This is a genomic window from Mycobacterium sp. (assembly GCF_035633495.1).
In the GTDB taxonomy this organism is placed as follows: domain Bacteria; phylum Actinomycetota; class Actinomycetes; order Mycobacteriales; family Mycobacteriaceae; genus Mycobacterium.
Genome location: NZ_DASQEU010000056.1, coordinates 123751 through 146276, shown reverse-complemented (window position 1 = coordinate 146276; position 22526 = coordinate 123751). Strand labels below are relative to the sequence as shown.

Here is a 22526-nt window from a genome sequence, read left to right as displayed (position 1 = left end):
TTCCCGGCACACCGACGCCAACCCTAGACGGGTCTGGGCGAATGAGCAGCACGCGCTTTACGCGCGCGACAGCACCGCGACACACTCGACGTGATGCGTCAACGGGAAGGAGTCGAACACCCGCAGTTCGTCCACTGCGTACCCATGACCACGGTAGAGGCCGACGTCGCGAGCGAATGATGCTGCCTCGCAACCGATGTGCACGATCCGGGGCACGTCGGCCGCGGCGAGCAGGTCGATCACCTCGCGTCCGGCGCCGGTCCGCGGCGGATCGAGCACTGCGACGTCGGCGCGCCGACGCTGCGTGGTGAGCGCGCGACGCACCGACTCGGTGAGCACGTCCACCCAGCCGAGGTCGGCGAGCGCAGCCCGCGCCGCCCGCGCCGACCCGCGGGATGTGTCGACACTGAGCACGTGCCCCGTCGGCCCCACCGATTCCGCCAACGTCGCGGCGAAAACCCCTGCGCCCCCGTACAAGTCCCACGCCGTCATCCCCGCGCTGAGCTGAGCCCAGTCCTTCACCAGCGCGCTGTAGGTGCGCGCGGCGTCGCGGTGCGCCTGCCAGAACGCGGTGACCGGAACACTCCAGGTACGGTCGCCGACGCGCTGGGTCGCCTCGTAGGAGCCCTCGACCACCTGGGTCGACGCCTTGCGATCCGATCGCGGGCCCGACTGAACGACGTGCCGCGCCCCTCCATCGTCCAGAGCGACGTGCAACTGTGCGCCCGGCGGCCACTTCGGCCCGCCCAGACCCGCCAGCATGCCGTCGGGCACCTGCGCGCAGGACAGATCGGTGACCAGATCGCTGCTGTGGTAACGGTGAAAGCCGGCCTGGCCCATCTGAATTCCCTCGGCCGCGACGTCCAACCGCACCCGGGTACGCCAACCCGTCACGCCCGTCGACCCGACCTCTTCGGCCTCGCCCTCCCAGTGGTGGCCACCGAGCCGTTCGAGCTGATTGGCCACCACGTCGCCCTTGAGCCGGCGCGCGGCCTCCGGGACGGCGAAGGCCAGATCGCAACACCCCGAGCCGTCGATGCCCGCGATCGGGCACAGCGGGTCGATGCGGTCGGGCGACGCCTCGACGATCTCGACGGCCTCTGCGTGCCAATGACTTCCGCGTTCCTCGGTCACCCGCGCGCGGACCACTTCGCCGGGCAGGGCGTAGCGGACGAATACCACGCGCCCGTCGTGGCGGGCCACGCAGCTGCCACCGTTCGCCGGGGCGCCGACGGTCAATAGGAGGGTGGTCAATCGAGGAACCCGCGTCGGGCATCACCCGGTGCCGGCTGCTCGTCGATGCCCTTGAGTCGCTCCGAGGAACTCAGCTGCCATGGAACGGACGTCACCATGACGTTGGGCTCGAAGAGTAGCCGCCCCTTGAGCCGTAGCGCACTCTGGTTGTGCAGCAGCTGTTCCCACCAGTGTCCGACGACGTATTCGGGGATGAACACCGTGACCACGGTGCGCGGCGAGTCCTTGGTGATCCTCTTGACGTAACCCAGGATGGGCCGGGTGATCTCTCGATAGGGCGACGCGATGACCTTGAGCGGCACCGAGACGCTGCTGTCCTCCCACTTGCGCACCAGCTCGTGGGATTCCTCGTCGTCCACATTGACCGTGATCGCCTCGAGTACGTCCGGCCGGGTGGCCCTGGCGTAGGCCAGCGCACGCTTGGTCGGAAGTTGGATGTTGGAGACCAACACGATGGCGTGATTGCGGCTGGGCAGCACGACGTCGCCCTCCTCGGCGGCGCGCGCCTCCAGCTCCCGCGTGACGTTGGCGTAGTGCTTGTGGATCAGCTTCATGACCGCGAAGAGGAAGCCCATCGCGAGGATGGCGATCCAGGCCCCGGCCCGGAACTTCGTGACCACGACGACCACCAGCACGGCGCCGGTGCAGAGCAGGCCGATCGCGTTGATGATGCGGGACCGGTACATCCGGCGGCGCTGCGCGGCGTCGGTCTCGGTACGCAGCAGCCGGGTCCAGTGCCGCACCATCCCAATCTGGCTGAGCGTGAAGCTGACGAACACGCCCACGATGTACAGCTGGATCAGCGCGGTGACCTCGGCGTTGAACGCAACCACGAACGCGATGGCGGCGAACGCCAGGAAGAGAATGCCGTTCGAGAAGGCCAGCCGATCACCGCGGGTGTGCAACTGACGGGGAAGGTAACGATCCTGGGCCAGAATGGATCCCAGTACCGGGAACCCGTTGAAGGCGGTATTGGCGGCCAGCACCAGGATCAGCGCGGTCACCCCCGCGATGAGGTATAGACCGATCGGGAAGCCTTGGAACACGGCGTTGGCCAACTGGGTGATCAAGGTCTTGGTTTGATAGCCGTCGGGTGCTCCACCGAGCTGCTCGACGGAGTCCACCACCTTGGCCCCGGTTTCCTTGGCCAACACGATGATCCCCATGAACAGCGACACCGCGATGACCCCGAGCAACAGCAGCGTCGTCGCCGCATTGCGCGACTTGGGTTTGCGGAACGCGGGCACGCCGTTACTGATGGCCTCCACCCCGGTCAGCGCCGCACAGCCAGACGAGAACGCCCGCGCCACCAGGAAGATCATCGCGAATCCGAGGACGTCGCCGTGTTCGGACTCGACCGTGAATCCCGCTGTCTCGGCCTGCAAGTGGTCGCCGAGAACGAAGATCTGGAACAGCCCCCAGCCGATCATCACGTACATGCCGATCATGAACGCGTACGTCGGAATCGCGAAGGCGTTGCCGGACTCCCGGATCCCCCGCAGGTTGAACGACGCCACGATCAGGATGGCGGCGACGGCGAACAACACCTTGTGCTGCGCGATGAACGGCACCGCCGATCCGATGTTGGACATCGCCGATGCCATCGAGACCGCAACCGTCAGGACGTAGTCAACCAACAGCGCGCTGGCCACGGTCAGCCCTGCAGTGGGCCCCAGGTTGGTGGTGACCACCTCGTAGTCACCGCCGCCGGACGGATACGCGTGCACGTTCTGCCGGTAGCTCGCGATCACGATGAGCATCACCGCCGCCACGGCGACGCCGATCCACGGCGCCATCGTGTAGGCACTGAGTCCGGCGACCGAGAGCACCAGGAAGATCTCCTCCGGCGCGTAGGCGACCGAGGACAACGCATCGGACGCGAACACCGGCAGGGCGATCCGCTTGGGCAGCAACGTATGGCCCATCGCGTCGCTGCGGAACGGTCTACCCAGTACCAACCGGCGCGCAGCGGTCGAAAGCTTGGACACGAGAGCCAAGAGTAAGCCCATCGGCCGTTGGCCGTCCCCAAGCTGTAGCGTTCCGTGTGCGCGGGTTCGCCACAATCCGTTTCTGCCGAACCACTGGGAGGATCGACGCGTGCGTGTAGTCGTGATGGGATGCGGCCGAGTGGGCGCGTCGCTGGCTGACGGCCTGGCCAGGATCGGCCACGAGGTGGCCGTAATCGACCGTGATGGCACCGCCTTTCACCGCCTGTCCCCCGAGTTCCCCGGCGAGCGCGTCCTGGGCATGGGGTTCGACCGTGACGTGCTGCTGCGAGCCGGGATCGAGGGAGCCGGCGCGTTCGCCGCGGTCTCCTCGGGTGACAACTCCAACATCATCTCCGCGCGGGTCGCGCGGGAGACCTTCGGCGTCGAGCGCGTCGTCGCCCGTATCTACGACGCCAAGCGTGCCGCCGTCTACGAGCGGCTGGGCATCCCGACGGTGGCAACGGTGCCGTGGACCACGGACAGGCTGCTCAACGTCCTCACGCGCGAGAGCGAGACCACCAAGTGGCGTGACCCGTCGGGCAACGTCGGCGTCACGGAGCTCCCGTTGCACGAGGGCTGGGTGGGCCATCGGGTGACGGCCCTGGAAGCCGTGACCGGCGGACGCGTCGCCTTCATGATCCGCTTCGGCACCGGGCTGCTCCCGGACAAGAAGACCGTCATCCAAGCCAGCGATCAGGTCTACATGGCGGCCATTTCCGGTCACGTCGCCGAAGCGATGGCCATCGCCGCGCTCCCGCCCGGCGAAGACGCGGAGGATCAGTGATTCGCACGCGAGGAGCAGAAGTCGTGAGGATCTCGTGAAGGTCGCCATCGCAGGGGCCGGCGCCGTCGGCCGGTCCATCGCCAGGGAACTCGTCGAGAGCCATCAGGTCACGCTGCTGGAGCGCAATCCCGACCACGTCGACACCGAAGCCATCCCCGCCGCGCAGTGGCGCCTGGGCGACGCGTGCGAGTTGACCCTGCTCGAAGCCGTCGGGCTCGAGGAGTTCGACGTCGTCATCGCCGCCACCGGTGACGACAAGGTCAACGTCGTGCTGAGCCTGCTCGCCAAGACCGAGTTCGCGGTGCCGCGGGTGGTGGCTCGGGTCAACGACCCCCGCAACGAGTGGCTCTTCGACGAGGCGTGGGGCGTCGACGTCGCGGTGTCCACCCCGAGAATGCTGGCGTCGCTCGTCGAGGAGGCGGTGTCGGTAGGTGATCTGGTTCGCCTGATGAGCTTCCGCAAGGGCCAGGCCAACCTCGTCGAGATCACGCTGCCCGACGACACTCCGTGGGGCGGCAGGGCCGTCAAGCGGCTGCAGCTGCCGCGGGACGCCGCGCTGGTGGCAGTTCTGCGTGGCGCCCGTGTGATCGTCCCCGAGGGCGACGAGCCGTTGGAGGGCGGCGACGAACTGTTGTTCGTCGCCATCGACGAAGTCGAAGAGCAACTGCGCGAGCTACTGCTGCACCCACGCTGACACGCTCAGTCCGATCCGGAGAGCGCCGGCGGTGGGGTCACCCGGTCGTGGCAACGCGCGGACGCCCCCGGCGAGACGAGGCCCACGTCGCACTGCCCATTGCTGATGCCGATCGCCGAAACCACCCCGGCCGCCGCGAACAGCACGGCCACCGCAACCGCACCGTACCGGAAACCGGCGAAATCCATTGCCGTCGAAGCCGTCCCATCATCCGACCGACCCAGGCCGACGATCACACCGGTGAACGCCACCGCGATGAGACCGGCCACCCGTGAGACGGCGTTGTTCACCGCAGATCCGATGCCGCTCTGCGCCGGATCCACGGCGGCGAGCACGGCCGCCGTCAACGGAGAGACGGTGACGGACAGGCCCACACCGAATACGACGAGACCCGGCAGCATCTGAGTCCAGAAGTCGAACGGCGCCTGCGCAGTCGTCATTAGCAGGAAGCCGCCCCCGGCGATCAGCGGACCGACGGCCATGTAGGCGCGCGGCCCGTGCCTACCCGCCAGTGTGCCGAACCGCCGGGCCAGGAAGAACGAGAGCACCGGGAGCGGCAGCGTCGCCAGACCCGCCTGCAAGGCCGACATGCCGACGGTCTCCTGCAGGAACAACGCCACGAGGAGCGTGCCGAGGGACACCGCCGCGTACAGGAACACCGTCGCGAGATTGCCGACGGCGAAGTTGCGCGCCGCGAAGAGTCGCAACGGCATGATCGGGTTCGGCGCTCGCCGCTCCCACCACGGGAAGGCGACCAGGCATGCCGCGCCGAGCACGAACCCGGCAAGCACCGCGGGATGCGACGACCCCAGCCGCTGCTGCTCGATGAGCGCATACACCGCGGCGGACAACCCCACGGCGCACAGGACGGCGCCGACGACGTCGATGCGCGCCGAACGTCGGCCACCGAAGTCCTCTGCCTCGAGCCTGGTCGTCAGATACAGCGTGACCGCCAGCGGCACCACGTTGATCCCGAAGACCCACCGCCAGCTCAGGGCATCCACCAGCAGGCCGCCCAGGGGCGGTCCCACGACGAACGCCGTACCCGTCCACGCCGTCCACGTACCGATCGCGCCCGCCTGCCGCGCGCCCGTGAACCGGACGTTGATCATCGCAAGCGAACTCGGCACCAGGAAGGCCGCGCCGAGCCCCTGCAGGCAACGCGCGGCAACGAGGACCCCGCCGGTGGGGGAAACCGCGCACAGCAGCGACGCGACGGCGAACACGGCCAGCCCCATCCGTAGCACCGCCAGTCGGCCGAACTGATCGGACACCGCCCCGGCGACCAGGATGAGCGCGCCGAGGGTGAGCAGATAGCCGTCGACCACCCACTGCTGAAGAGCCAGCCCGCCGCCGAACTCCGCGGCGATCGCCGGCAGTGCCAGATTCACCACCGAGCCGTCGAGAAATGCCACGAACGACGCGAGTACGGCCACCGCGATGAGCGTGCGGTCGGTCGCAGAGTTGCGCGGGCTCGATGTCAGTCGGCCTGCGCCTCCGAAGCGTGCGCTTCCGCTTGCTCCGCAGCGTGCAGAGCGCGTTGGGCGGCACGGATGGCGAGGTACGTCGCCAGGGCCGCGACTGCCGTCAACGGCCACCCCATCGCAATGCGCGCCACACCTAGCAGACCCGTCTGGTCTTCGTCGTATAGGCGGTTCTGCACCAGGAATCGCGCGCCGAAGACCATGGCCCAGATGCAGGTGGCCACGTCGAACGCGAACACCGCTCGACGGACGCGGCGCCAATCGCGGTCACGTCCGTTGACCCAACCCCACACGTAGCCGACGATCGGCCGTCGGATCAATACCGAAAGGGCGAACACCCCGGCGTACAGCAGTGACGACCAGATGCCCAGCAGGAAATAGCCCTTCGACTCGCCGACGAGGTAGGCGATCAGGGCACTGACGCCGACGCCGATGAAGCCGGATATGGCCGGCTGCAACGTCTCTCGGCGTATCAGCCGCCACACCAGGATCAGGGCCGCCACCCCGAGCGCCGCGCCGATCGCCCACTTCAGGCCGAAGAAGGACGACACGGGGACGAACACAAGTACCGGCAGCGACGAATAGATGAGGCCGCTGATGCCGCCCATCTGCTCGAGGATGGCCCGTGCGCTCAGCTTGTTCTCGGGTTCATCGGGCTCTGCGGCCTCGATCTCGACCTCGTCTGCTGTCCCCTTGTCGGGGTGGGTCACTTCTGAATCTCGTAGTGGGGGTTGTAGATCGCCTTGGTGCCGTTCTCCAGCTTGCCGAGCCGGCCGTGCACCCGAAGCGTGCGACCGGATTCGATTCCCGCGATGCGCCGTTGGCCCAGCCAGACGAGCATGACCGCCTCAGTGCCGTCGAACAATTCCGCTCGTACGCCGCCCGCACAACCCTTGGCGTTGGTCTCGACACATCTGAGCGTGCCGACCATCGTCACTTCTTGGCCGCGCCGGCAGTCGATCGCCTTTTGAGCCCCGGTGTTCGCGGCTTCGTCGCTGAGTTCCTCGACGTCCTTCTGCTCGGGGTCTTCCGTGAGCCGACGCGTCAGGCGACGCAGATAACCTTCGGCCGTAGCCATGGTCTCTCCTACCCAAGTGGTGAATCAACCGTTGATCCACCTCTTAACCAACGCCACCGTAGACCTGTTGGTTCCGTTTTGCCACGTGGCGCACAGGTGGATGGTCTACCCTTCCGCGAATCGTTTTACTCCCTCCCCGCGGAGGTGATTTGACGCACACGGCACGATCGACTGATGGCCGTCAATCTGCGTGGGGTCACGGTGGTGCTACTCCCAGGCACGGGATCCGACGACGACTACGTCTACCGCGCGTTCTCGGCCGCCCTGCACGACGTCGGGGCGATCGTGATGACGACCGCGCCCGAGCCGCCTCAGCTCGTCACCGGTTACCTGCACGCGCTGGACAACGCCGCGAGGCTCGGCCCGATAGCGGTCGGCGGGATTTCGATCGGCGCCGCCGTCGCCACGTCATGGGCGCTCGCGCACCCGGCCAAGGCGCTCGCCGTCCTGGCGGGCCTGCCCGCCTGGACCGGCGCACCCGACGTGGCGGCGGCAGCGTTGGCCGCGCGGTACTCGGCGCAGGTGCTGCGCCGCGACGGACTGGCATCGGCGATCAGCCAGATGCGGGCGTCCAGCCCGCCCTGGCTGGGCGACGAACTCACCCGGTCCTGGGTCGGCCAGTGGCCCGGGCTGCCCGACGCCATGGACACGGCCGCCGGTTACGTGGCGCCCACCCGCCAAGAGTTGGAGACCCTGGCGGCGCCGATCGGCGTCGCAGCGGCGATCGACGATCCCGTGCACCCGGTGGAGGTGGCGATCGAGTGGGTGGCCGCGGCGCCCCGGGCCGCACTGCACACCTTCACGCTCGACGAACTCGGCGCCGATCCCGGTGTCCTCGGTGAGGCGTGCGTGGATGCCGTGATGGAGCTCTGACTACCTACCCACCTGGGTCGATACCCACCCAGCTCTACCCACCCGTGATGGTGCGGAGCTGCTGCATGGCCGAGCCCTGCTCACTGCGCCGCGCCACCGGCTGCGGCACCGCGGGCGGCTGCGGCACCGGTTGGCCGGCCTGCTGCGCATGCTCGGCCATCATCTGTTCGGCTCTGGCGCGAAGGCGCGCGATGAGCGGCTCGGACAACTGCAACGGCAACATGTTGCGCACCGGTTGCGGTGTATCGCCGCGTCGAACAACCGTGTCCGACAAGGCATTTCGCAGATCCCGGGCGATCGCTTCCGCATTGTCGGGTGAACCGACGGCGGCACCGCGAACCATCCAGCGATAGCCGTCGACGCCGATGAACCGCATCACGACGGGTTCGGGCCCTGCTGTCATGTGTCCGACGACCTCGCGCCCCCAGGGCCCATCCTCGATGTTGACCTCAGCTGCCTCCTTGCGCAGCGATTCGGCGACCTCGGTGACCACCTCACGCCACAAGCTCCCCGCCTTCGGCGCCGCATAGGCCGTCACGTTGTAGCGGCCGTTGGAGGTCACCATCCATGCCATGGTCGGCACACCCTGCTGGTTGACCTCGACGGCCAGCTCAGCGGCCTCGTTCTCGGGGATCAGCACGGCGCCGAGGTCGTGACGGCCCACGGTTGCGGCGGCGTGGTCGTCGAAGTCCTCGATGTCGAACGGTCCCTCGACGTCGTCGTCGTCGTCGACGGCAGGTGCCGGGGCCTCGGCGGGGTTGGGGTCGGTGGTGCCGTCGCCGCTCTTGCGCTTACCGAATGCCATCACAAACTCTCGTGTCCGCCGGAGGAACCGTGGCCGCCATCGCCACGGGAGGTGTCAGCCAGCCCAGCCTCGTCGAACGACGTGACCTCGACCAGCTCGGGTAGTTCGACCCGCTGAATCAGAAGCTGTGCGATCCGGTCACCGCGTCGCAGGTTGATCGGTTGTTCCGGATCGAGGTTGATGAGCGCCACCTTGATCTCACCGCGATAGCCCGCGTCGACCGTGCCAGGACTATTGACGATCGAAAGCCCAACGCGCGTCGCCAGTCCCGACCGCGGATGGACCAGTCCCACCATGCCGTAGGGAACGGCCACCGCAATTCCGGTGGGAACCAGAGCACGCCGGCCCGGAGCGAGTTCGACGTCGACTGCGCTGTAGAGGTCGACCCCGGCGTCGCCGTCGTGCGCCCGGGCAGGCAGAGGCAGGTCGCGGTCCAGCCGCACAACCGCCAGAGAGGTGGACACGTCCATGGAGATTACTCTTGGCCGCGTGTCCGACACGCGCGCAGCCACCCAAACGGTGCGGTATCAAGAGCGACTGCGGGTGCCATGGTGGTGGTTGTTGCCCGCCTTCGTGGTGGCGACGCTGATCGCCCTCGAGGTGAATCAGGCCGTCCAGTCCATGCCGAACTGGGTTTCGTTCGCCGTGTTGCTGCCGGTCGCCGCGGCCGTGTGGGCCTGGCTGGGACGCATGGACGTGCGGGTGGTCAGCACTTCATCTGAGGACGGCGACCACACCGAACTGTGGGTCGGGGCGGCACACCTTCCCGTCGGCGTCATCTCGCGAACGGCCGAGGTGCCCAGATCGGCGAAGTCGGCAGCCCTTGGCCGCCAGCTCGACCCGGCGGCCTACGTCGTACACCGGGCCTGGATCGCGTCGATGATCCTCGTCGTGTTGGACGACCCGGACGACCCCACCCCGTACTGGCTGGTCAGTTGCCGTCGGCCGGACCGCGTTCTGGCGGCGCTACGCAGTTGACGTCAGGCGGCACAGTCCGTACAGATCATCACGCCGCCCTTCTCGCTGGCCAGCCGGCTGCGATGGTGTACGAGAAAGCAGCTGGAGCAAGTGAATTCGTCGGCCTGCTTGGGTATCACCCGCACCGACAGTTCCTCGCCCGACAGATCGGCTCCGGGGAGCTCGAAGGACTCGGCGGACTCGGATTCGTCGACGTCGACGACCGCTGATTGAGCTTCGTTGCGCCGTGCCTTCAGTTCCTCGAGCGAATCTTCGGAAACGTCATCGGTCTCGGTGCGCCGTGGGGCGTCGTAGTCGGTAGCCATCCTCATCCCCTCCTTGTCGATCCGTCTTGATGCGACAGAGCTTTGTACCAGCGCAAAACGCATCCGCCAAATGATTCGTGCCCGGTTCGGCGTCGGATTGGACGTGATTTACATCACACAGGAAAACACCTGGTAGAGACCGGTGGCAGGGCCTGCCCTTACAGTGCAGGGGTGGTAGCGCAGATCACCTCGGGAACGGCGTTCGACAAACACGGTCGGCCCTTCCGGCGGAGGAACTTCATTCCGGGCATCGTCGTCCTGGTGGCACTCGCCGTCGTGACCCTGGTGGTCTGGGTGATCGCGTTCAACCAGACCACCGACGTGCAACAAGTCGCCGCCTGCAACCCGCCACCCCCCGTGGCCAACGCCACCCAGACCGCACTGGGCGAACAGGTCCCTGCCGCCACCATGACGGACGTCGCCCCGGCCAAGCTCGCCGACACGAAGATCCGTGTGCTGAATGCCAGTGGCCAGGGCGGACAGGCCGCCGAAGTGGCCGGGGCGCTGCGGGACCTCGGGTATGCCCCGCCGACTGCGGGCAACGACACCGTCTACGAGAACACGCGGTTGGAGTGCCAGGGCCAGATCCGGTTCGGCCCGTCGGGTCAGGCGGCCGCGGCGGCGCTGTGGCTGGTCGCGCCGTGCACCGAGCTGTTTCAAGATTCGCGGAGTGACGACACCGTCGATCTGGCGATCGGCACCGAGTTCTCCGAGGTGAGCCACAACGACGACATCGACGCCGTCCTGGCCAGCCTGCGCCCCGACGCGACCCAGCCCGCCGATTCGGCGCTACTGAAGAAGATCCACGCCGCTTCCTGCTGAGCGGCTCAGCGTGCCCCCGCCCGGCGCAACGCCTCGTCGAAGTCGTCGGCGATGCCCGGCGCCGCGGCGACGATCAGACCGGATCCGTCGGCTTCCCCCTCCAGGGGCGGAAGGAGCATTCTGGCGCCCGCCTCCTCGGCGACCAGGGCACCAGCCGCCCAATCCCACACGTGGACGCCGAGTTCGTAATACGCGTCCAACCGACCCGCTGCCACCATGCACAGATCCAACGCGCAGGAGCCGACGCGACGGACGTCACGAACGCCGGGCAACAGCCGCGCGAGCACCTCGGCCTGCTGTCGACGCTGCTCGGGCGAGTACCCGAACCCGGTGCCCACCAGGGCCATCGAGACGTCGCTGACGTCGTTGCAGCGCAACGCCATCGACACGCCGTCCCGTCGCAGGTGTGCACCTTCACCGAGGGCTGCGGAGAAGACCTCGCCCGTGGGCACGTTCGCCACGGCCCCGGCCACCGACCGGCCGTCGACCTGTACGCCCACCGACACCGCATAGGCCTCGATGCCGTAGACGAAGTTGACCGTCCCGTCGATCGGGTCGAGCACCCAGGTCGGCCTGCCGCGGTGGCCGACGGCCGAACCGCCCTCCTCCTCACCGACAATCGGATCACCGGGCCGCAACTCGGCGAGCCGGTCGCGGAGCAGCCGCTCGGTCTCCGTGTCGACGATGGTGACGGGATCGGTCGGAGTGCTCTTGGACTTCACGGCCGACGCGGCCTCGCTGCGGGAGGACTCGGCGCCGAATACCTCTTTCCTGCGCCGCCGAACGAAGCCGGCCGCTTCTCCTGCCAGAAGTTCGGCAACGGCCCGAAGGCGGCCCGGATCGCTGTCATCGGTCACTCGTCCATCGCAACACATCGCGCTTGGCAAGGCACTAGTGTGTGTTTGGCGTCGCACCTGCCGGCCACTCACTTCAGGAGCGCTCATGACCGAAACCTCAGCCACCGCGCCGAGCAACGTCGGTTCCCAACGCCGAGGTTTCGGCGTCGACGTCGGCGGCAGCGGGGTGAAGGGCGGCATCGTCGACCTCGACACCGGCCAGCTCATCGGCGAGCGCTTCAAGCTCGCCACGCCCCAGCCGTCGACCCCCGACGCGGTCGCCAAGACCGTCGCCGCGGTGGTCGGGGAGTTCGGCTGGGAGGGCGGCGTGGGTGTCACCTATCCCGGCGTCGTCACCGAAGGGGTCGTCCGCACTGCCGCCAACGTGGACAAGGGCTGGATCGGCACCAACGCCCAGGACGTGATCAGTGCCGAACTCGGCGGCCGGGCCGTCACCGTCTTGAACGACGCCGACGCAGCGGGTCTGGCCGAGGAGAAGTTCGGTGCCGGACGCGACAAGAGCGGCGTCATCGTCCTGCTGACGTTCGGCACCGGCATCGGCTCTGCGGTGATCCACGACGGCGTGCTGCTGCCCAACACGGAGTTCGGCCATCTCGAGGTGGGCGGCAAGGAAGCCGAGCACCGTGCCGCGTCGTCGGTCAAGGACATCAAGGAATGGAGCTACGAGCGCTGGACCCTGGAGGTCACCAAGGTGCTCATCGCGATCGAGAACGCCATCTGGCCGGATCTGTTCATCGCTGGTGGCGGGATCAGCCGCAAGGCCGACAAGTGGATACCGCTGCTGAAGAACCGCACCCCCGTCGTCGCGGCCGCGCTCTTGAACACCGCAGGCATCGTCGGAGCTGCCATGGCCGCAGAGGTCGCGCAGGCCTGAAGGGCTAGTCCTCGCCTAGTCCGGCCGGCCAGTCCGGCACGCGTGCGTACGGCGAGTTTCCGGTAGACGCTGCTGAGGTTGTGCTCGACGGTCTTGGGACTGATGAACAGCGCCGAAGCGATGTCCTTGTTCGTCATGCCTGCGGCCGCCAACCTCGCCACACGGAGCTCTTACGGGGTTAGGTCGGAGTCGTTGACGCGAGATGACGACCGGATAGCCACCGACGGTCTCGCCCCGCCGCAAGATGTCCTGGGCGACGTCCGCCGCCACGGAGTATCGACCCAACCAGGTGTAGACCATCGACAGATGTCCCGAGACGTAGACCGAGTCTGCGTCGGAGCCCATCTCGACGCACCGACGCCGGGCGGCGATCAGCCCCGCCAGTGCCTCGTCGAATCGCCCCGTCCAGGCCTTCGTCACGGCATCGGTGACGCTGGCCCGGAAGGGCGCGGAGCGCCCTGTCCAGGGCCACCCGCTGCCGCTCGGGCAGGCCATCCAGCACCTCGGGCTCGACGTCCTCCAACAGGTCTGCCACTGCCGCATAGACGAGCACCGACTCGGCTTCGTCAGCCCGCGTCGAAAGAATGCGGAATCCAAACTCCTGCGCCCGCGCCACACCGGCAAGCCACGAAGTCGTCTTGCCGATTCCCGGCTCCCCGGCGATCACCAGGGCGGACGGCTGGATGTCGGCAGAGCCAAGCAGGTCATCGATCGCTTGGCGCTCCCGAGCGACTCACCGTTGCCACTGGCACACCCTCATCATTTCAGCTAGCAAATGCTTTCGCTGGCGCACCGGCGATCTGCGGGTCGACGAGTTGGCGGAATTCAGTAACGTCACGGCGGTCATGTGCCGCTCACCTGTACGAATGCCGCACGGGATCGTGTCATCTTGGCAATCGAATGTCCGAATGCGTCATTCGTCTGACAACGATGCGATACGGATTCGCTCGCCGCTCGACGCCATCAGCGGCGAGCGCCCACCCACGGCTCGCTCCTCAAGTCGCCGTAGTCGCGTTCCGGACGGCTCGCCGGGGGTCGAATTTGCCGCTCGAAGGGGCAGTTCCGCGCACTGTCGTTACAATGGTGAACGGCGGCCGCATCACGGATGGCGGCAGATATCCAAGCTGATAACAATCGCCATCAACCGACAGCCGACGTTTTACGGTGGCGCACGCCCACGCTACCGAGTCTTGCAAGACCGAAGGGGTGCACGTGGCAGCGACGAAGGTAAGCCCGGCGATCGAAGAGCCGGTGAAGCGCACCGTCACCAAGGCCCCCGCCAAGAAGGCCGCAGCGGCGAAGGCCGCCACCGGCACTGCGCCTGCCAAGCGGGCCGCGAAGGCGCCGGCCAAGAAGGCCGCAGGAGCGCCCGGCGTGCGTGGGAAGAAGGGCGCGTCCAGCGAGGGCGACGAGGCCGCCACGACGACCGATGTCCTCGAAACCGGTGACGATCTCGAAGCCGAGCCCGCCGACCTCGAAGCCGATGCGGACATCGAACTCGAGGAGCTCGAGGTCGTCGTGAGCGACGAAGCCGTCGAAGAGGGCGCGGTAGCCGGTAAGGACAAGACCACCAAGGACGGCGCAGACGACGCCGCCGCCGGTGACGACGACATCGCCGAGCCGTCCCAAAAGGACAAGGCCTCAGGCGATTTCGTGTGGGACGAGGAAGAGTCCGAGGCACTGCGGCAGGCCCGCAAGGATGCAGAGCTCACCGCGTCCGCCGACTCGGTGCGGGCCTATCTCAAGCAGATCGGCAAGGTCGCGCTGCTCAATGCCGAGGAAGAAGTCGAGCTGGCCAAGCGCATCGAGGCCGGCCTATACGCCACCCAGCTGATGGCCGAGTTCGCCGAAAAGGGCGAGAAGCTGACCACCGCTCAGCGCCGCGACATGGTGTGGATCTGCCGCGACGGCGACCGCGCCAAGAACCATCTCCTCGAAGCCAACCTGCGCCTCGTTGTCTCGCTGGCCAAGCGCTATACCGGCCGCGGGATGGCGTTCCTGGACCTGATCCAGGAGGGCAACCTCGGTCTGATCCGCGCGGTCGAGAAGTTCGACTACACCAAGGGCTACAAGTTCTCCACCTACGCGACGTGGTGGATCCGCCAGGCCATCACCCGCGCGATGGCCGACCAGGCCCGCACCATCCGCATCCCGGTGCACATGGTCGAGGTCATCAACAAGCTCGGTCGCATCCAGCGTGAGCTGCTTCAGGACCTCGGCCGCGAGCCGACCCCGGAAGAGCTCGCCAAGGAGATGGACATCACGCCGGAGAAGGTGCTGGAAATCCAGCAGTATGCGCGTGAGCCGATTTCGCTCGACCAGACGATCGGCGACGAGGGCGACAGCCAGCTCGGCGACTTCATCGAGGACTCCGAGGCCGTGGTGGCCGTGGACGCCGTCTCCTTCACCCTGTTGCAGGATCAGCTGCAGTCGGTGCTCGAGACACTCTCCGAGCGCGAAGCGGGCGTCGTGCGGCTGCGGTTCGGCCTCACCGACGGCCAGCCCAGGACGCTCGACGAGATCGGGCAGGTCTACGGCGTGACGCGCGAGCGCATCCGTCAGATCGAGTCGAAGACGATGTCGAAGTTGCGCCACCCCAGCCGTTCTCAGGTGCTGCGGGACTACCTGGACTAGGCGCGCGTCAGCGTCTCGCGCGCACCTTGTAGCTCGCAGGCCACGACTCACGGGACTCGTCGCCCGTCAGCGGCACCCCGGCGCTGCCGACGCTGACGTCGTAGGCCTCCATGCCCGCACCGATTTCGCGTTCGACCTTTTCGCGGGCCAGGTAGTACAACTCGTCGATGGCGAGTTCCCGGAATGCGACGAACGAGGTGCGGCGTACTGCTTCCGGACTGCTCGCCGCGGCGGTCATCCGTTCGACCAGCAGGCGTGAAGCGATGGCAGCGCAGCCCAGCAGCACGAACGGAACGACCCAGTAGCAGACGAACGACAGCGGGGTCCTGGTGTCCAGAATCGTCGCGTCACCCTGCACGATCGGCGGGATGGCCGACGACACCGCCATACCCGCGAACGCCGCGACCCAGATCCACGTCACCTGCCTGGTGATCCGCGCGAACAGGTCGCTCTCGGTCACCTCGGCGGGTTGATCGGCTTCGGCGAACTCGCGGACGAAGGGCTTGCCGATCAAGACGCCGAGCAAGGCGACGAGAAGTATCCCGACACTGCTCAACGGCTGGATCCACCGCTCCATGAACGACTGGCTCGTGGCGAACGTCAGCACCGTCAGTACCGAAAACGTTACGATGGCCCCGATCTCGAGCGTCTTGCCTGGTCGACCCCTGACTCGCCCGACCGTGAACGAGAGCACGGCGACGGCGAGCGCCACCAGCACCGCGGTCACGAACGGGACGTTGCCGACCAATACCCAGTAGACGATCCACGGCACGAAGCCGGCCAGAATTCCCACGGTTGCCCAGTCTAGGTACGCCCGTCCGATTGCGGGCATGGTCCCGTCGACCCGGACAGGACTCTCGCAGGGTCCCGATATCGTCGACCCATGCGCACCGCTCCGAAGGCACCGCCGGCCTGGGTCCTCGACGGCATCGGCCGAATCCGCAACGCACTGAACGTCGCGAGCCGTTCAGCGGCGCCCCCAACATCGCGCTCTTGGAGCTCGCCCAGGGCGCGTGGCTGACCCGAATGGCGTTGCGCTCGGACCATCATGCCCCGCCGCACGCAGGCGGCGGCGAGCGCACCGCGGCCGAGTACTCGGACCTGTTGTCCCGTGGCGGTTTTCGCGTCACGCGGGTCATCCCGACCGCGGACCCCATGTCCATCGTCGAAGTCGTCCCGGCGCAGCCGTGACCGCACGCCGGATCAACGTCTCGTCGGGATCGGCCTTCGAGGCCGAGGCGGGGTACTCACGCGCGGTGCGAGTCGGGCCGCTCGTCGTCGTCGCAGGAACCACTGCACCCGGTGACGACGTGGCAACGCAGGCGCGGGAGGCGTTCCGGCGTATCGAGATTGCGCTGGCCGAAGCGGGCGCTGCTCTCACCGACGTCATCCGCACCCGGATGTTCGTCACCGACATCGCCCAGTGGCGAGAGGTGGCCGCCGTGCACGAAGAGATCTTCGGCGCCGTCCGACCCGTTTCGACGATGGTCGAGGTGTCCGCGCTGATCGGCCCCGACCTTCAAATCGAGATCGAGGCCGACGCCTACGTCGCGGACTGAGGCAGCGCGGCGAACCGGCCGCCGGCATCCGGGAGATAAGGCGTGACACTCGTCACAGCGGCGACGGGTAGCGGCCCGTACAGGTGGGGGAAGGTCATCGCTTCGGGATCGGTCGCGACGCCGGCCTCCCAACGCACCGGGGCGCCGAGAAGTCCCGGGTCGAGTCGCAGCAACACCATGCCACCACGACCCGGGAACAACCGGTTGGCGGGCAGGTGGACCTGCTCGCGCGCCGAAAGGTGAACGAAGCCTTGAGCGTCCAGCGACGGCGGCCTGCGCTCCCCCAGCTCCCTGGCGAGTTCCCACTCGTCGGTCGTGCACAGGTGAAACAACTCTCGCGGCGCCGAGATCATGCAGTCAGTGTGCCTGCGCCGCAACTTCGACGGCGCGTGAGACACGACACACCGGTGAACGACCAGGGAACAAGGCCGGAAGCGAAAACGTCTGACACAGTAGAAGTACGCACGAATCAAAGGGAGGCAGCGCCATGAACGCAACTCTGACCAGCCCCGAACTAACCCGGGCTGATCGCTGCGATCGGTGCGGTGCTGCTGCCCGTGTCGTCGCCAAGCTCCCGTCTGGCGCCGTGCTGCTCTTCTGCCAGCACCACGCCAATGAGCACGAGTCCAAGCTGGTGGAACTGGCCGCGGTGTTGGAGACCACCAAGATCGAGTCGTAGCGACTCTGCTCAGCGACCTCTCCGCGCAAGAAGGCGCGCCGTCGTGAATGCTGGTGTGGTCATGACCGACCAGCATTCGCCGGCGAAACCATCGCGGCATCACATCTGGCGCATCGTCAAACGCACCCTGGCGAAGAGCTGGGATGACTCCATCTTCTCGGAGTCTGCCCAGGCAGCGTTCTGGTGCGCGCTGTCTCTGCCGCCGCTTCTGTTGGGAATGCTCGGCAGCCTGGCGTACGTCGCCCCGCTGTTCGGTCCCGACACGCTGCGAACGATCGAAGACCGTCTGGTCAGTACCGCCGGCAGCCTGTTCTCGAGCAACGTGGTCAACGAGATCATCCAGCCGACGGTCTCGGACATCGTCGCCGGCGCCCGCGGTGAGGTGGTGTCGCTCGGATTCGTGATCTCGCTGTGGGCGGGCTCGTCGGCGATTTCGGCCTTTGTCGACTCCGTCACCGAGGCGCATGACCAGACGGAACTGCGACATCCCGTCCGACAGCGCTTCTACGCTCTGGGGCTTTACGTGGTGATGCTGGTCGTCGTCATCGCCACGGCACCGCTGCTGGCCATCGGCCCGAGGAAGATCGCCGAGCACATTCCCGAGAGTTGGCAGAACTTCCTGAGTTACGGGTATTACCCCGTTCTCTTCATCGGTCTGGTGGCCGCGGTAAACGTCCTCTACCGGGTGTCCCTGCCCCAACCACTCCCCTCGCACCGACTGCTCTTCGGGTCGGTGCTCGCGGCGCTGGTCTTCCTGGTCGCGACCCTCGGGATTCGCGTGTATCTGACGTGGATCACCGGCACCGGATACACCTACGGCGCGCTGGCGACACCGATCGCGTTCCTGTTGTTCGCGTTCTTCCTCGGCTTCGCGATCATGATGGGGGCCGAGCTGAACGCCGCCATCCAGGAGGAGTGGCCGGCACCGGACACGCACGCCAAGCGGCTCCGGGGCTGGCTGGGAGACAAGGCCGACGAACTGAACGGCGATGCGGCGGGGCCCGAATTGCGCGACGAGGCCGCAGCCGCACGTCCGGGTGCCGCCACTGCGGCGTCCGACGGACCGCCTGCTACTTCTTGAGCGACTGGTAGATCCGCTTGCAGTCCGGGCAGACCGGCGAGCCCGGCTTGGCCGACTTCGTCACCGGGAACACTTCGCCGCACAGGGCGACGACATGCGTGCCCTCGACGGCGCTTTGGACGATCTTGTCCTTCTTGACGTAGTGGAAGACCTTGGGGGTGTCGTCATCAGTCCCGTCGTCGACGCGTTCGTCGGTTTCGGTGCGCTCAATGGTCTGGGTATCCATGCCCCTCATTGTGCCCGGGAACCGATCGGTAAGAAACCAGACCGAATCGTGACGTCCGAAGTGTGGAACAGTGGAGTGATGAAACACGGCCCAGAGCTGAGTTTCGACGACGATGGTTCGCCGGTCCTCATCACCCGCGCAGCGCAACCTTACGAGGAACAGCACCGCGAGCGGGTTCGCAAATACCTCATGATCATGTCTTGGCGCATCCCCGCCCTTCTCGGCGCCGCCATCGCGTACGGGATTTGGCACAACGGCTTGATCTCGCTGGCCATCCTGGTCGCGTCCATTCCGCTGCCGTGGATCGCCGTGCTGATCGCCAACGACCGGCCGCCCCGACGGGCCGAAGAACCCCGGCGGTACCAGGGCCAGGGACGGATCCCGCTGTTCCCCACAGCTGAGCGGCCCGCGCTGGAGGCTCCCATCGAGCCTGTACCGCAACCGGAATCCACGGGGTGGCAGCGCGACGTTCCGTGATGTGAGAGTTCTTTGTCTATTCTCAGGAGAATCTCAGGTCTTCGGTGAATAAGTGCAGGTCAGAAGGTGTGAAACCCGCACCTCGCGGGAACTCTCGGGACGAAGCGAGCGTTATAGCTCATGACAGTTCCAGCAGAGCAGGAGGCCGTAATGGCAAACGCCACCGCAAGCCGCATCGACACCGATCTGGACTCCCAGAGCCCAGCCGCAGACCTCGTGCGCGTGTATCTGAACGGCATTGGCAAAACTGCCTTGCTCAACGCAGCCGACGAAGTCGAGCTTGCCAAGCGCATCGAAGCTGGGCTTTACGCGCAACACCTGCTCGACACCAAGAAGCGACTCGGTGACAGCCGCAAACGCGAACTCGCGGCCGTGGTTCGCGACGGTGAAGCCGCCCGTCGCCACCTCCTTGAGGCCAACCTGCGCCTGGTCGTGTCGCTGGCGAAGCGCTACACGGGTCGTGGCATGCCGTTGCTCGACCTCATTCAGGAGGGCAACCTCGGGCTGATCCGCGCGATGGAGAAGTTCGACTACGCCAAGGGATTCAAGTTCTCCACGTACGCCACTTGGTGGATCCGTCAGGCCATCACCCGTGGCATGGCCGATCAGAGTCGCACCATCCGCCTACCCGTCCACCTGGTCGAGCAGGTCAACAAGCTCGCCCGGATCAAGCGGGAGATGCACCAGAACCTGGGACGCGACGCCAGCGATGAGGAACTCGCGGAGGAGTCCGGCATTCCGGCCGAGAAGATCGCCGACCTGTTGTCGCACAGCCGCGACCCGGTAAGCCTCGACATGCCCGTGGGCAGCGACGAAGAAGCCCCTCTGGGCGACTTCATCGAGGACGCCGAGGCGATGTCCGCCGAGAACGCGGTGATCTCCGAGCTCCTGCACACCGACATCCGGCACGTGCTCGCCACGCTCGACGAGCGCGAGCAGCAGGTGATCAGGCTGCGGTTCGGCTTGGACGACGGCCAGCCTCGCACACTGGACCAGATCGGCAAGCTGTTCGGACTGTCGCGGGAGCGTGTCCGCCAGATCGAGCGCGAGGTGATGGCGAAGTTGCGCCAGGGCGAGCGCGCCGAGCGGCTTCGTTCCTACGCCAGCTAGACCCGTCCAGGCCCCCAGTGATGCCCGCCGCGCCCCGCGGCGGGCATCACCTTTTTGCGCGACCGGGCCATTCGAAGCGAACCGCAGGCCGCGGAGGGATCACAATGTGTCACCACGACGTTGCAAGCCCAGTTCAGGCGCCGTCACCGGTAGACTCGGAACCGCGACGGAGGGCTGCGAATGAACGATCTGATCGATACCACCGAGATGTACCTGCGGACGATCTACGACCTCGAAGAAGAGGGCGTCGTACCTCTGCGTGCCCGGATCGCCGAACGTCTCGAGCAGAGCGGCCCGACCGTAAGTCAAACCGTGTCCCGCATGGAGCGTGACGGACTGCTGCACGTCGCAGGTGATCGCCATCTCGAACTGACCGACAAGGGTCGCTCCTTGGCCGTGTCAGTGATGCGCAAGCACCGGTTGGCCGAACGGCTCCTCGTCGACGTCATCGGGTTGCCGTGGGAAGAAGTTCACGCCGAGGCCTGCCGCTGGGAACACGTCATGAGCGAGGACGTCGAACGGCGCCTCGTCCAGGTGCTCGACAACCCGACGACCTCGCCGTTCGGAAATCCCATTCCCGGACTGTCCGAGCTTGGTGTCACGATGTCCGCCTCCAACGATGTCAGCCTGGTGCGACTCACCGAACTGCCGTCTGGCTTTCCCGTCGCGGTCCGGGTACGCCAGCTGACCGAGCACGTCCAAGGTGACGTCGAGCTGATCTCTCGGCTCAAGGACGCGGGCGTCGTGCCAAACGCGCGCGTGACCGTACAGGTCAGCGAGCATGGCGGCGTGATGATCGTGATCCCCGGCCACGAGCAGGTCGAGCTTCCTCACCACATGGCACACGCCGTCAAGGTCGAGAAGGTCTAGCCCGCCCGTCTGCCCAGCCCCTGACGTGGCGGCAGGCGCACTCCAAGTCGTTTGGCCAGCCGGTACCCGGTCTGTGCGAGCTCCCGGATCTGGTCCGGCCGCATACCCGACTGCAACGCTTGATCCAGCATGCGCGCCATGCGATGCCGCTCGTCGCCGCGCAATGCTGCTTCCAACGACACCCCGGCGAGCGGTCCATCGCCACGCGCGTACGCCGAAAATGCAAGCAGCACAAGAGCTTCCACTCGCCACGGGTCGGGCAGCGTCCGCGCCAGCATCGCCCACAACGCCTCGGCCCGGTCCGCTTCGCGTCCGACCGCAAGCGCGTACAACGTGTCGCGGACGCGGGGATCGGTGAATCCGCACCCCAGCCTGGCCAGGTCGCCCTCTGCCGGAACCAGGCCCTCGGACAGTCCACGTGCCATCGCCAGCGCGTGCTCGACGTCACCGCGTGCGTCGGTGTCGGGCCGCAGATCTCCGTCGTGCTCGGCATTCAGCATCTCCGCACGCAGCGCTTCCGACCGTTCCGGGTCCGAGGTGGCGATGACCTCCTGCAATTCGGCGCGTCGCGCGTAGAGCCGACGCCCGTCGAGCACCGCGGCAGCAGCCATGGGCGACGACATGGGGTCCTCGATCGTTCCTGCGCCGGGGTGGGCGTCGGCGCTGCGCCAACGCCCACCCGCCTCCAATCTGTCGACGACGAAGGCGGCGAGCAGTTCGATGCCGCGCCCGTCCAGCTGCTCCTTGAGGAGCTCGACCAATGCGTGATGCTCGTCGAGGCACATGCGGCACGATGCACCGTCGTCGTCGACGATCACGGCGATGGCGGCGTCGGGACCGCTGGCCGCAGCCACCTCGGCCATGTGCGCGAGCGAGTCGAGTAGCTGCGCCGAGAGATCGACCCGCATGACGCAACCCAGCTCACCGTCCTCGACGGTGACGAGCACCAGGGATTTCTCGGGGACGAAGCCGAGCACGGCAGGCAGTGCGGCAATCAGCTTGGCGGGCCTGTTGAGGTGGAAGTCGGATGCTCTGAAAGTCGTCATGGGCAGAACCTCGCAGGACCCACTCCCAAGAATCGTCACGACGACCCG

The 22526-nt window shown here is 67.0% G+C and carries 27 protein-coding genes and 1 pseudogene; 14 read left to right on the top strand and 14 right to left on the bottom strand.

Annotated features, from left to right (window positions below; translation table 11 throughout):
- Nucleotides 1–57 precede the first annotated feature (57 nt).
- Complete coding sequence (locus VET27_RS09175; RefSeq protein WP_526517246.1) at nucleotides 58–1254, bottom strand: class I SAM-dependent RNA methyltransferase; 1197 nt, start codon at nucleotides 1252–1254, stop codon at nucleotides 58–60.
- On the bottom strand, nucleotides 1251–3242 hold the full coding sequence (locus tag VET27_RS09170) for an amino acid permease (protein ID WP_526517244.1): 1992 nt from the start codon (nucleotides 3240–3242) through the stop codon (nucleotides 1251–1253). The genes VET27_RS09175 and VET27_RS09170 overlap by 4 nt, the downstream gene beginning before the upstream one ends.
- A gap of 109 nt (nucleotides 3243–3351) precedes the next feature.
- Between VET27_RS09170 and VET27_RS09165 the strand changes: the two genes are divergently transcribed.
- Together VET27_RS09165 and VET27_RS09160 are read left to right on the top strand one after the other, a co-directional pair.
- Complete coding sequence (locus VET27_RS09165) at nucleotides 3352–4026, top strand: potassium channel family protein (RefSeq protein ID WP_526517242.1); 675 nt, start codon at nucleotides 3352–3354, stop codon at nucleotides 4024–4026.
- 34 nt (nucleotides 4027–4060) lie between these two features.
- Entirely contained in the window at nucleotides 4061–4720 is a 660-nt protein-coding gene (locus VET27_RS09160) for a potassium channel family protein (RefSeq protein WP_526517240.1), read from the top strand.
- 5 nt (nucleotides 4721–4725) lie between these two features.
- Here VET27_RS09160 and VET27_RS09155 read toward each other — a convergent pair whose 3' ends face one another.
- The 3 genes from VET27_RS09155 to VET27_RS09145 form a co-directional block, all read right to left on the bottom strand.
- Nucleotides 4726–6156 carry an MFS transporter gene (locus VET27_RS09155; protein WP_526517238.1) on the bottom strand — a complete coding sequence of 477 codons (1431 nt, stop codon included), beginning with the start codon at nucleotides 6154–6156 and terminating at the stop codon, nucleotides 4726–4728.
- 44 nt (nucleotides 6157–6200) lie between these two features.
- Entirely contained in the window at nucleotides 6201–6812 is a 612-nt protein-coding gene (locus VET27_RS09150; protein ID WP_526517365.1) for a DUF3159 domain-containing protein, read from the bottom strand.
- Nucleotides 6813–6910: 98 nt separating this feature from the next.
- A complete protein-coding gene (locus tag VET27_RS09145) occupies nucleotides 6911–7282 on the bottom strand; it encodes an OB-fold nucleic acid binding domain-containing protein (protein WP_526517236.1) in 372 nt (123 codons plus the stop codon).
- A 174-nt stretch (nucleotides 7283–7456) separates the two neighbouring features.
- On the opposite strand from VET27_RS09145, the gene VET27_RS09140 reads away from it, so the two are divergent.
- Nucleotides 7457–8155: an alpha/beta fold hydrolase gene (locus tag VET27_RS09140; RefSeq protein ID WP_526517234.1), complete on the top strand. Its 699-nt coding sequence runs from the start codon at nucleotides 7457–7459 to the stop codon at nucleotides 8153–8155.
- 34 nt (nucleotides 8156–8189) lie between these two features.
- On the opposite strand, the gene VET27_RS09135 is transcribed toward VET27_RS09140, so the two are convergent.
- On the bottom strand, nucleotides 8190–8960 hold the full coding sequence (locus tag VET27_RS09135; protein WP_526517232.1) for a DUF3710 domain-containing protein: 771 nt from the start codon (nucleotides 8958–8960) through the stop codon (nucleotides 8190–8192).
- Complete coding sequence (gene dut / locus VET27_RS09130) at nucleotides 8960–9424, bottom strand: dUTP diphosphatase (RefSeq protein WP_526517230.1); 465 nt, start codon at nucleotides 9422–9424, stop codon at nucleotides 8960–8962. Before dut ends, VET27_RS09135 begins: the two co-directional genes overlap by 1 nt.
- 25 nt (nucleotides 9425–9449) lie before the next feature.
- Between dut and VET27_RS09125 the strand changes: the two genes are divergently transcribed.
- Complete coding sequence (locus VET27_RS09125; protein ID WP_526517228.1) at nucleotides 9450–9938, top strand: DUF3093 family protein; 489 nt, start codon at nucleotides 9450–9452, stop codon at nucleotides 9936–9938.
- 2 nt (nucleotides 9939–9940) lie between these two features.
- Here VET27_RS09125 and VET27_RS09120 read toward each other — a convergent pair whose 3' ends face one another.
- Nucleotides 9941–10243: a DUF4193 family protein gene (locus VET27_RS09120; protein WP_526517226.1), complete on the bottom strand. Its 303-nt coding sequence runs from the start codon at nucleotides 10241–10243 to the stop codon at nucleotides 9941–9943.
- A 171-nt stretch (nucleotides 10244–10414) separates the two neighbouring features.
- Here VET27_RS09120 and cei point away from each other — a divergent pair, with 171 nt between their 5' ends.
- Nucleotides 10415–11065: an envelope integrity protein Cei gene (gene cei, locus VET27_RS09115; RefSeq protein ID WP_526517224.1), complete on the top strand. Its 651-nt coding sequence runs from the start codon at nucleotides 10415–10417 to the stop codon at nucleotides 11063–11065.
- Nucleotides 11066–11070: 5 nt separating this feature from the next.
- On the opposite strand, the gene VET27_RS09110 is transcribed toward cei, so the two are convergent.
- On the bottom strand, nucleotides 11071–11940 hold the full coding sequence (locus VET27_RS09110; RefSeq protein ID WP_526517363.1) for an inositol monophosphatase family protein: 870 nt from the start codon (nucleotides 11938–11940) through the stop codon (nucleotides 11071–11073).
- A gap of 67 nt (nucleotides 11941–12007) precedes the next feature.
- Between VET27_RS09110 and ppgK the strand changes: the two genes are divergently transcribed.
- Entirely contained in the window at nucleotides 12008–12796 is a 789-nt protein-coding gene (ppgK, locus tag VET27_RS09105) for a polyphosphate--glucose phosphotransferase (protein WP_526517222.1), read from the top strand.
- 29 nt (nucleotides 12797–12825) lie between these two features.
- Here ppgK and VET27_RS09100 read toward each other — a convergent pair.
- Nucleotides 12826–12966 (bottom strand): annotated as a pseudogene (locus tag VET27_RS09100) (helix-turn-helix domain-containing protein); the annotation flags it as partial.
- A gap of 994 nt (nucleotides 12967–13960) precedes the next feature.
- Here VET27_RS09100 and VET27_RS09095 point away from each other — a divergent pair.
- The gene (locus VET27_RS09095; RefSeq protein WP_526517220.1) at nucleotides 13961–15430 is read left to right on the top strand and encodes an RNA polymerase sigma factor; all 1470 of its coding nucleotides are present in this window, start codon (nucleotides 13961–13963) and stop codon (nucleotides 15428–15430) included.
- A gap of 7 nt (nucleotides 15431–15437) precedes the next feature.
- Here VET27_RS09095 and VET27_RS09090 read toward each other — a convergent pair whose 3' ends face one another.
- Entirely contained in the window at nucleotides 15438–16223 is a 786-nt protein-coding gene (locus VET27_RS09090) for a hypothetical protein (RefSeq protein ID WP_526517218.1), read from the bottom strand.
- 200 nt (nucleotides 16224–16423) lie between these two features.
- Here VET27_RS09090 and VET27_RS09085 point away from each other — a divergent pair, with 200 nt between their 5' ends.
- Nucleotides 16424–16621 (top strand): hypothetical protein, encoded by a 198-nt coding sequence (locus VET27_RS09085; RefSeq protein WP_526517216.1) that lies wholly within the window; start codon nucleotides 16424–16426, stop codon nucleotides 16619–16621.
- On the top strand, nucleotides 16618–16989 hold the full coding sequence (locus VET27_RS09080; RefSeq protein WP_526517214.1) for a RidA family protein: 372 nt from the start codon (nucleotides 16618–16620) through the stop codon (nucleotides 16987–16989). Before VET27_RS09085 ends, VET27_RS09080 begins: the two co-directional genes overlap by 4 nt.
- On the opposite strand, the gene VET27_RS09075 is transcribed toward VET27_RS09080, so the two are convergent.
- Entirely contained in the window at nucleotides 16974–17342 is a 369-nt protein-coding gene (locus VET27_RS09075; protein ID WP_526517212.1) for a DUF952 domain-containing protein, read from the bottom strand. The genes VET27_RS09080 and VET27_RS09075 overlap by 16 nt on opposite strands.
- Nucleotides 17343–17476: 134 nt before the next feature.
- On the opposite strand from VET27_RS09075, the gene VET27_RS09070 reads away from it, so the two are divergent.
- Both VET27_RS09070 and VET27_RS09065 read left to right on the top strand, forming a co-directional pair.
- Nucleotides 17477–17668, top strand: a complete 192-nt coding sequence (locus VET27_RS09070; RefSeq protein ID WP_526517210.1) for a DUF7455 domain-containing protein — start codon at nucleotides 17477–17479, stop codon at nucleotides 17666–17668.
- Nucleotides 17669–17729: 61 nt separating this feature from the next.
- The gene (locus tag VET27_RS09065) at nucleotides 17730–18749 is read left to right on the top strand and encodes a YhjD/YihY/BrkB family envelope integrity protein (RefSeq protein WP_526517208.1); all 1020 of its coding nucleotides are present in this window, start codon (nucleotides 17730–17732) and stop codon (nucleotides 18747–18749) included.
- Here VET27_RS09065 and VET27_RS09060 read toward each other — a convergent pair.
- Entirely contained in the window at nucleotides 18739–18975 is a 237-nt protein-coding gene (locus VET27_RS09060) for a DUF3039 domain-containing protein (RefSeq protein ID WP_140688107.1), read from the bottom strand. The two genes, VET27_RS09065 and VET27_RS09060, sit on opposite strands and share 11 nt — an antisense overlap.
- A gap of 78 nt (nucleotides 18976–19053) precedes the next feature.
- Between VET27_RS09060 and VET27_RS09055 the strand changes: the two genes are divergently transcribed.
- The 3 genes from VET27_RS09055 (at nucleotide 19054) to VET27_RS09045 (ending at nucleotide 21432) form a co-directional block, all read left to right on the top strand.
- Nucleotides 19054–19452 (top strand): DUF3099 domain-containing protein, encoded by a 399-nt coding sequence (locus VET27_RS09055; RefSeq protein WP_526517205.1) that lies wholly within the window; start codon nucleotides 19054–19056, stop codon nucleotides 19450–19452.
- A gap of 120 nt (nucleotides 19453–19572) precedes the next feature.
- Nucleotides 19573–20562 (top strand): sigma-70 family RNA polymerase sigma factor, encoded by a 990-nt coding sequence (locus tag VET27_RS09050; protein WP_526517203.1) that lies wholly within the window; start codon nucleotides 19573–19575, stop codon nucleotides 20560–20562.
- Nucleotides 20563–20742: 180 nt separating this feature from the next.
- Nucleotides 20743–21432, top strand: coding sequence for an iron-dependent transcriptional repressor DtxR (locus VET27_RS09045; RefSeq protein ID WP_526517201.1), 690 nt, complete (start codon nucleotides 20743–20745; stop codon nucleotides 21430–21432).
- Here the strand turns inward: VET27_RS09045 and VET27_RS09040 are convergent.
- Nucleotides 21429–22478, bottom strand: coding sequence for a DUF4192 family protein (locus VET27_RS09040; protein ID WP_526517199.1), 1050 nt, complete (start codon nucleotides 22476–22478; stop codon nucleotides 21429–21431). The genes VET27_RS09045 and VET27_RS09040 overlap by 4 nt on opposite strands.
- Between the last annotated feature and the right edge of the window lie 48 nt (nucleotides 22479–22526).

Excerpts from the sequence above, each read along its gene's own strand:
- VET27_RS09075 (WP_526517212.1), bottom strand. The coding sequence starts at position 17,342 with ATGATCTCGGCGCCGCGAGAGTTGTTTCACCTGTGCACGACCGACGAG.
- VET27_RS09070 (WP_526517210.1), top strand. The coding sequence starts at position 17,477 with ATGAACGCAACTCTGACCAGCCCCGAACTAACCCGGGCTGATCGCTGC.
- ppgK (WP_526517222.1), top strand. The coding sequence starts at position 12,008 with ATGACCGAAACCTCAGCCACCGCGCCGAGCAACGTCGGTTCCCAACGC.
- VET27_RS09120 (WP_526517226.1), bottom strand. The coding sequence starts at position 10,243 with ATGGCTACCGACTACGACGCCCCACGGCGCACCGAGACCGATGACGTT.
- VET27_RS09135 (WP_526517232.1), bottom strand. The coding sequence starts at position 8,960 with ATGGCATTCGGTAAGCGCAAGAGCGGCGACGGCACCACCGACCCCAAC.
- VET27_RS09140 (WP_526517234.1), top strand. The coding sequence starts at position 7,457 with ATGGCCGTCAATCTGCGTGGGGTCACGGTGGTGCTACTCCCAGGCACG.
- VET27_RS09150 (WP_526517365.1), bottom strand. The coding sequence starts at position 6,812 with ATGGGCGGCATCAGCGGCCTCATCTATTCGTCGCTGCCGGTACTTGTG.
- VET27_RS09060 (WP_140688107.1), bottom strand. The coding sequence starts at position 18,975 with ATGGATACCCAGACCATTGAGCGCACCGAAACCGACGAACGCGTCGAC.
- VET27_RS09110 (WP_526517363.1), bottom strand. The coding sequence starts at position 11,940 with ATGTGTTGCGATGGACGAGTGACCGATGACAGCGATCCGGGCCGCCTT.
- VET27_RS09040 (WP_526517199.1), bottom strand. The coding sequence starts at position 22,478 with ATGACGACTTTCAGAGCATCCGACTTCCACCTCAACAGGCCCGCCAAG.
- VET27_RS09065 (WP_526517208.1), top strand. The coding sequence starts at position 17,730 with ATGACCGACCAGCATTCGCCGGCGAAACCATCGCGGCATCACATCTGG.
- VET27_RS09050 (WP_526517203.1), top strand. The coding sequence starts at position 19,573 with ATGACAGTTCCAGCAGAGCAGGAGGCCGTAATGGCAAACGCCACCGCA.
- VET27_RS09045 (WP_526517201.1), top strand. The coding sequence starts at position 20,743 with ATGAACGATCTGATCGATACCACCGAGATGTACCTGCGGACGATCTAC.
- VET27_RS09145 (WP_526517236.1), bottom strand. The coding sequence starts at position 7,282 with ATGGCTACGGCCGAAGGTTATCTGCGTCGCCTGACGCGTCGGCTCACG.
- VET27_RS09055 (WP_526517205.1), top strand. The coding sequence starts at position 19,054 with ATGAAACACGGCCCAGAGCTGAGTTTCGACGACGATGGTTCGCCGGTC.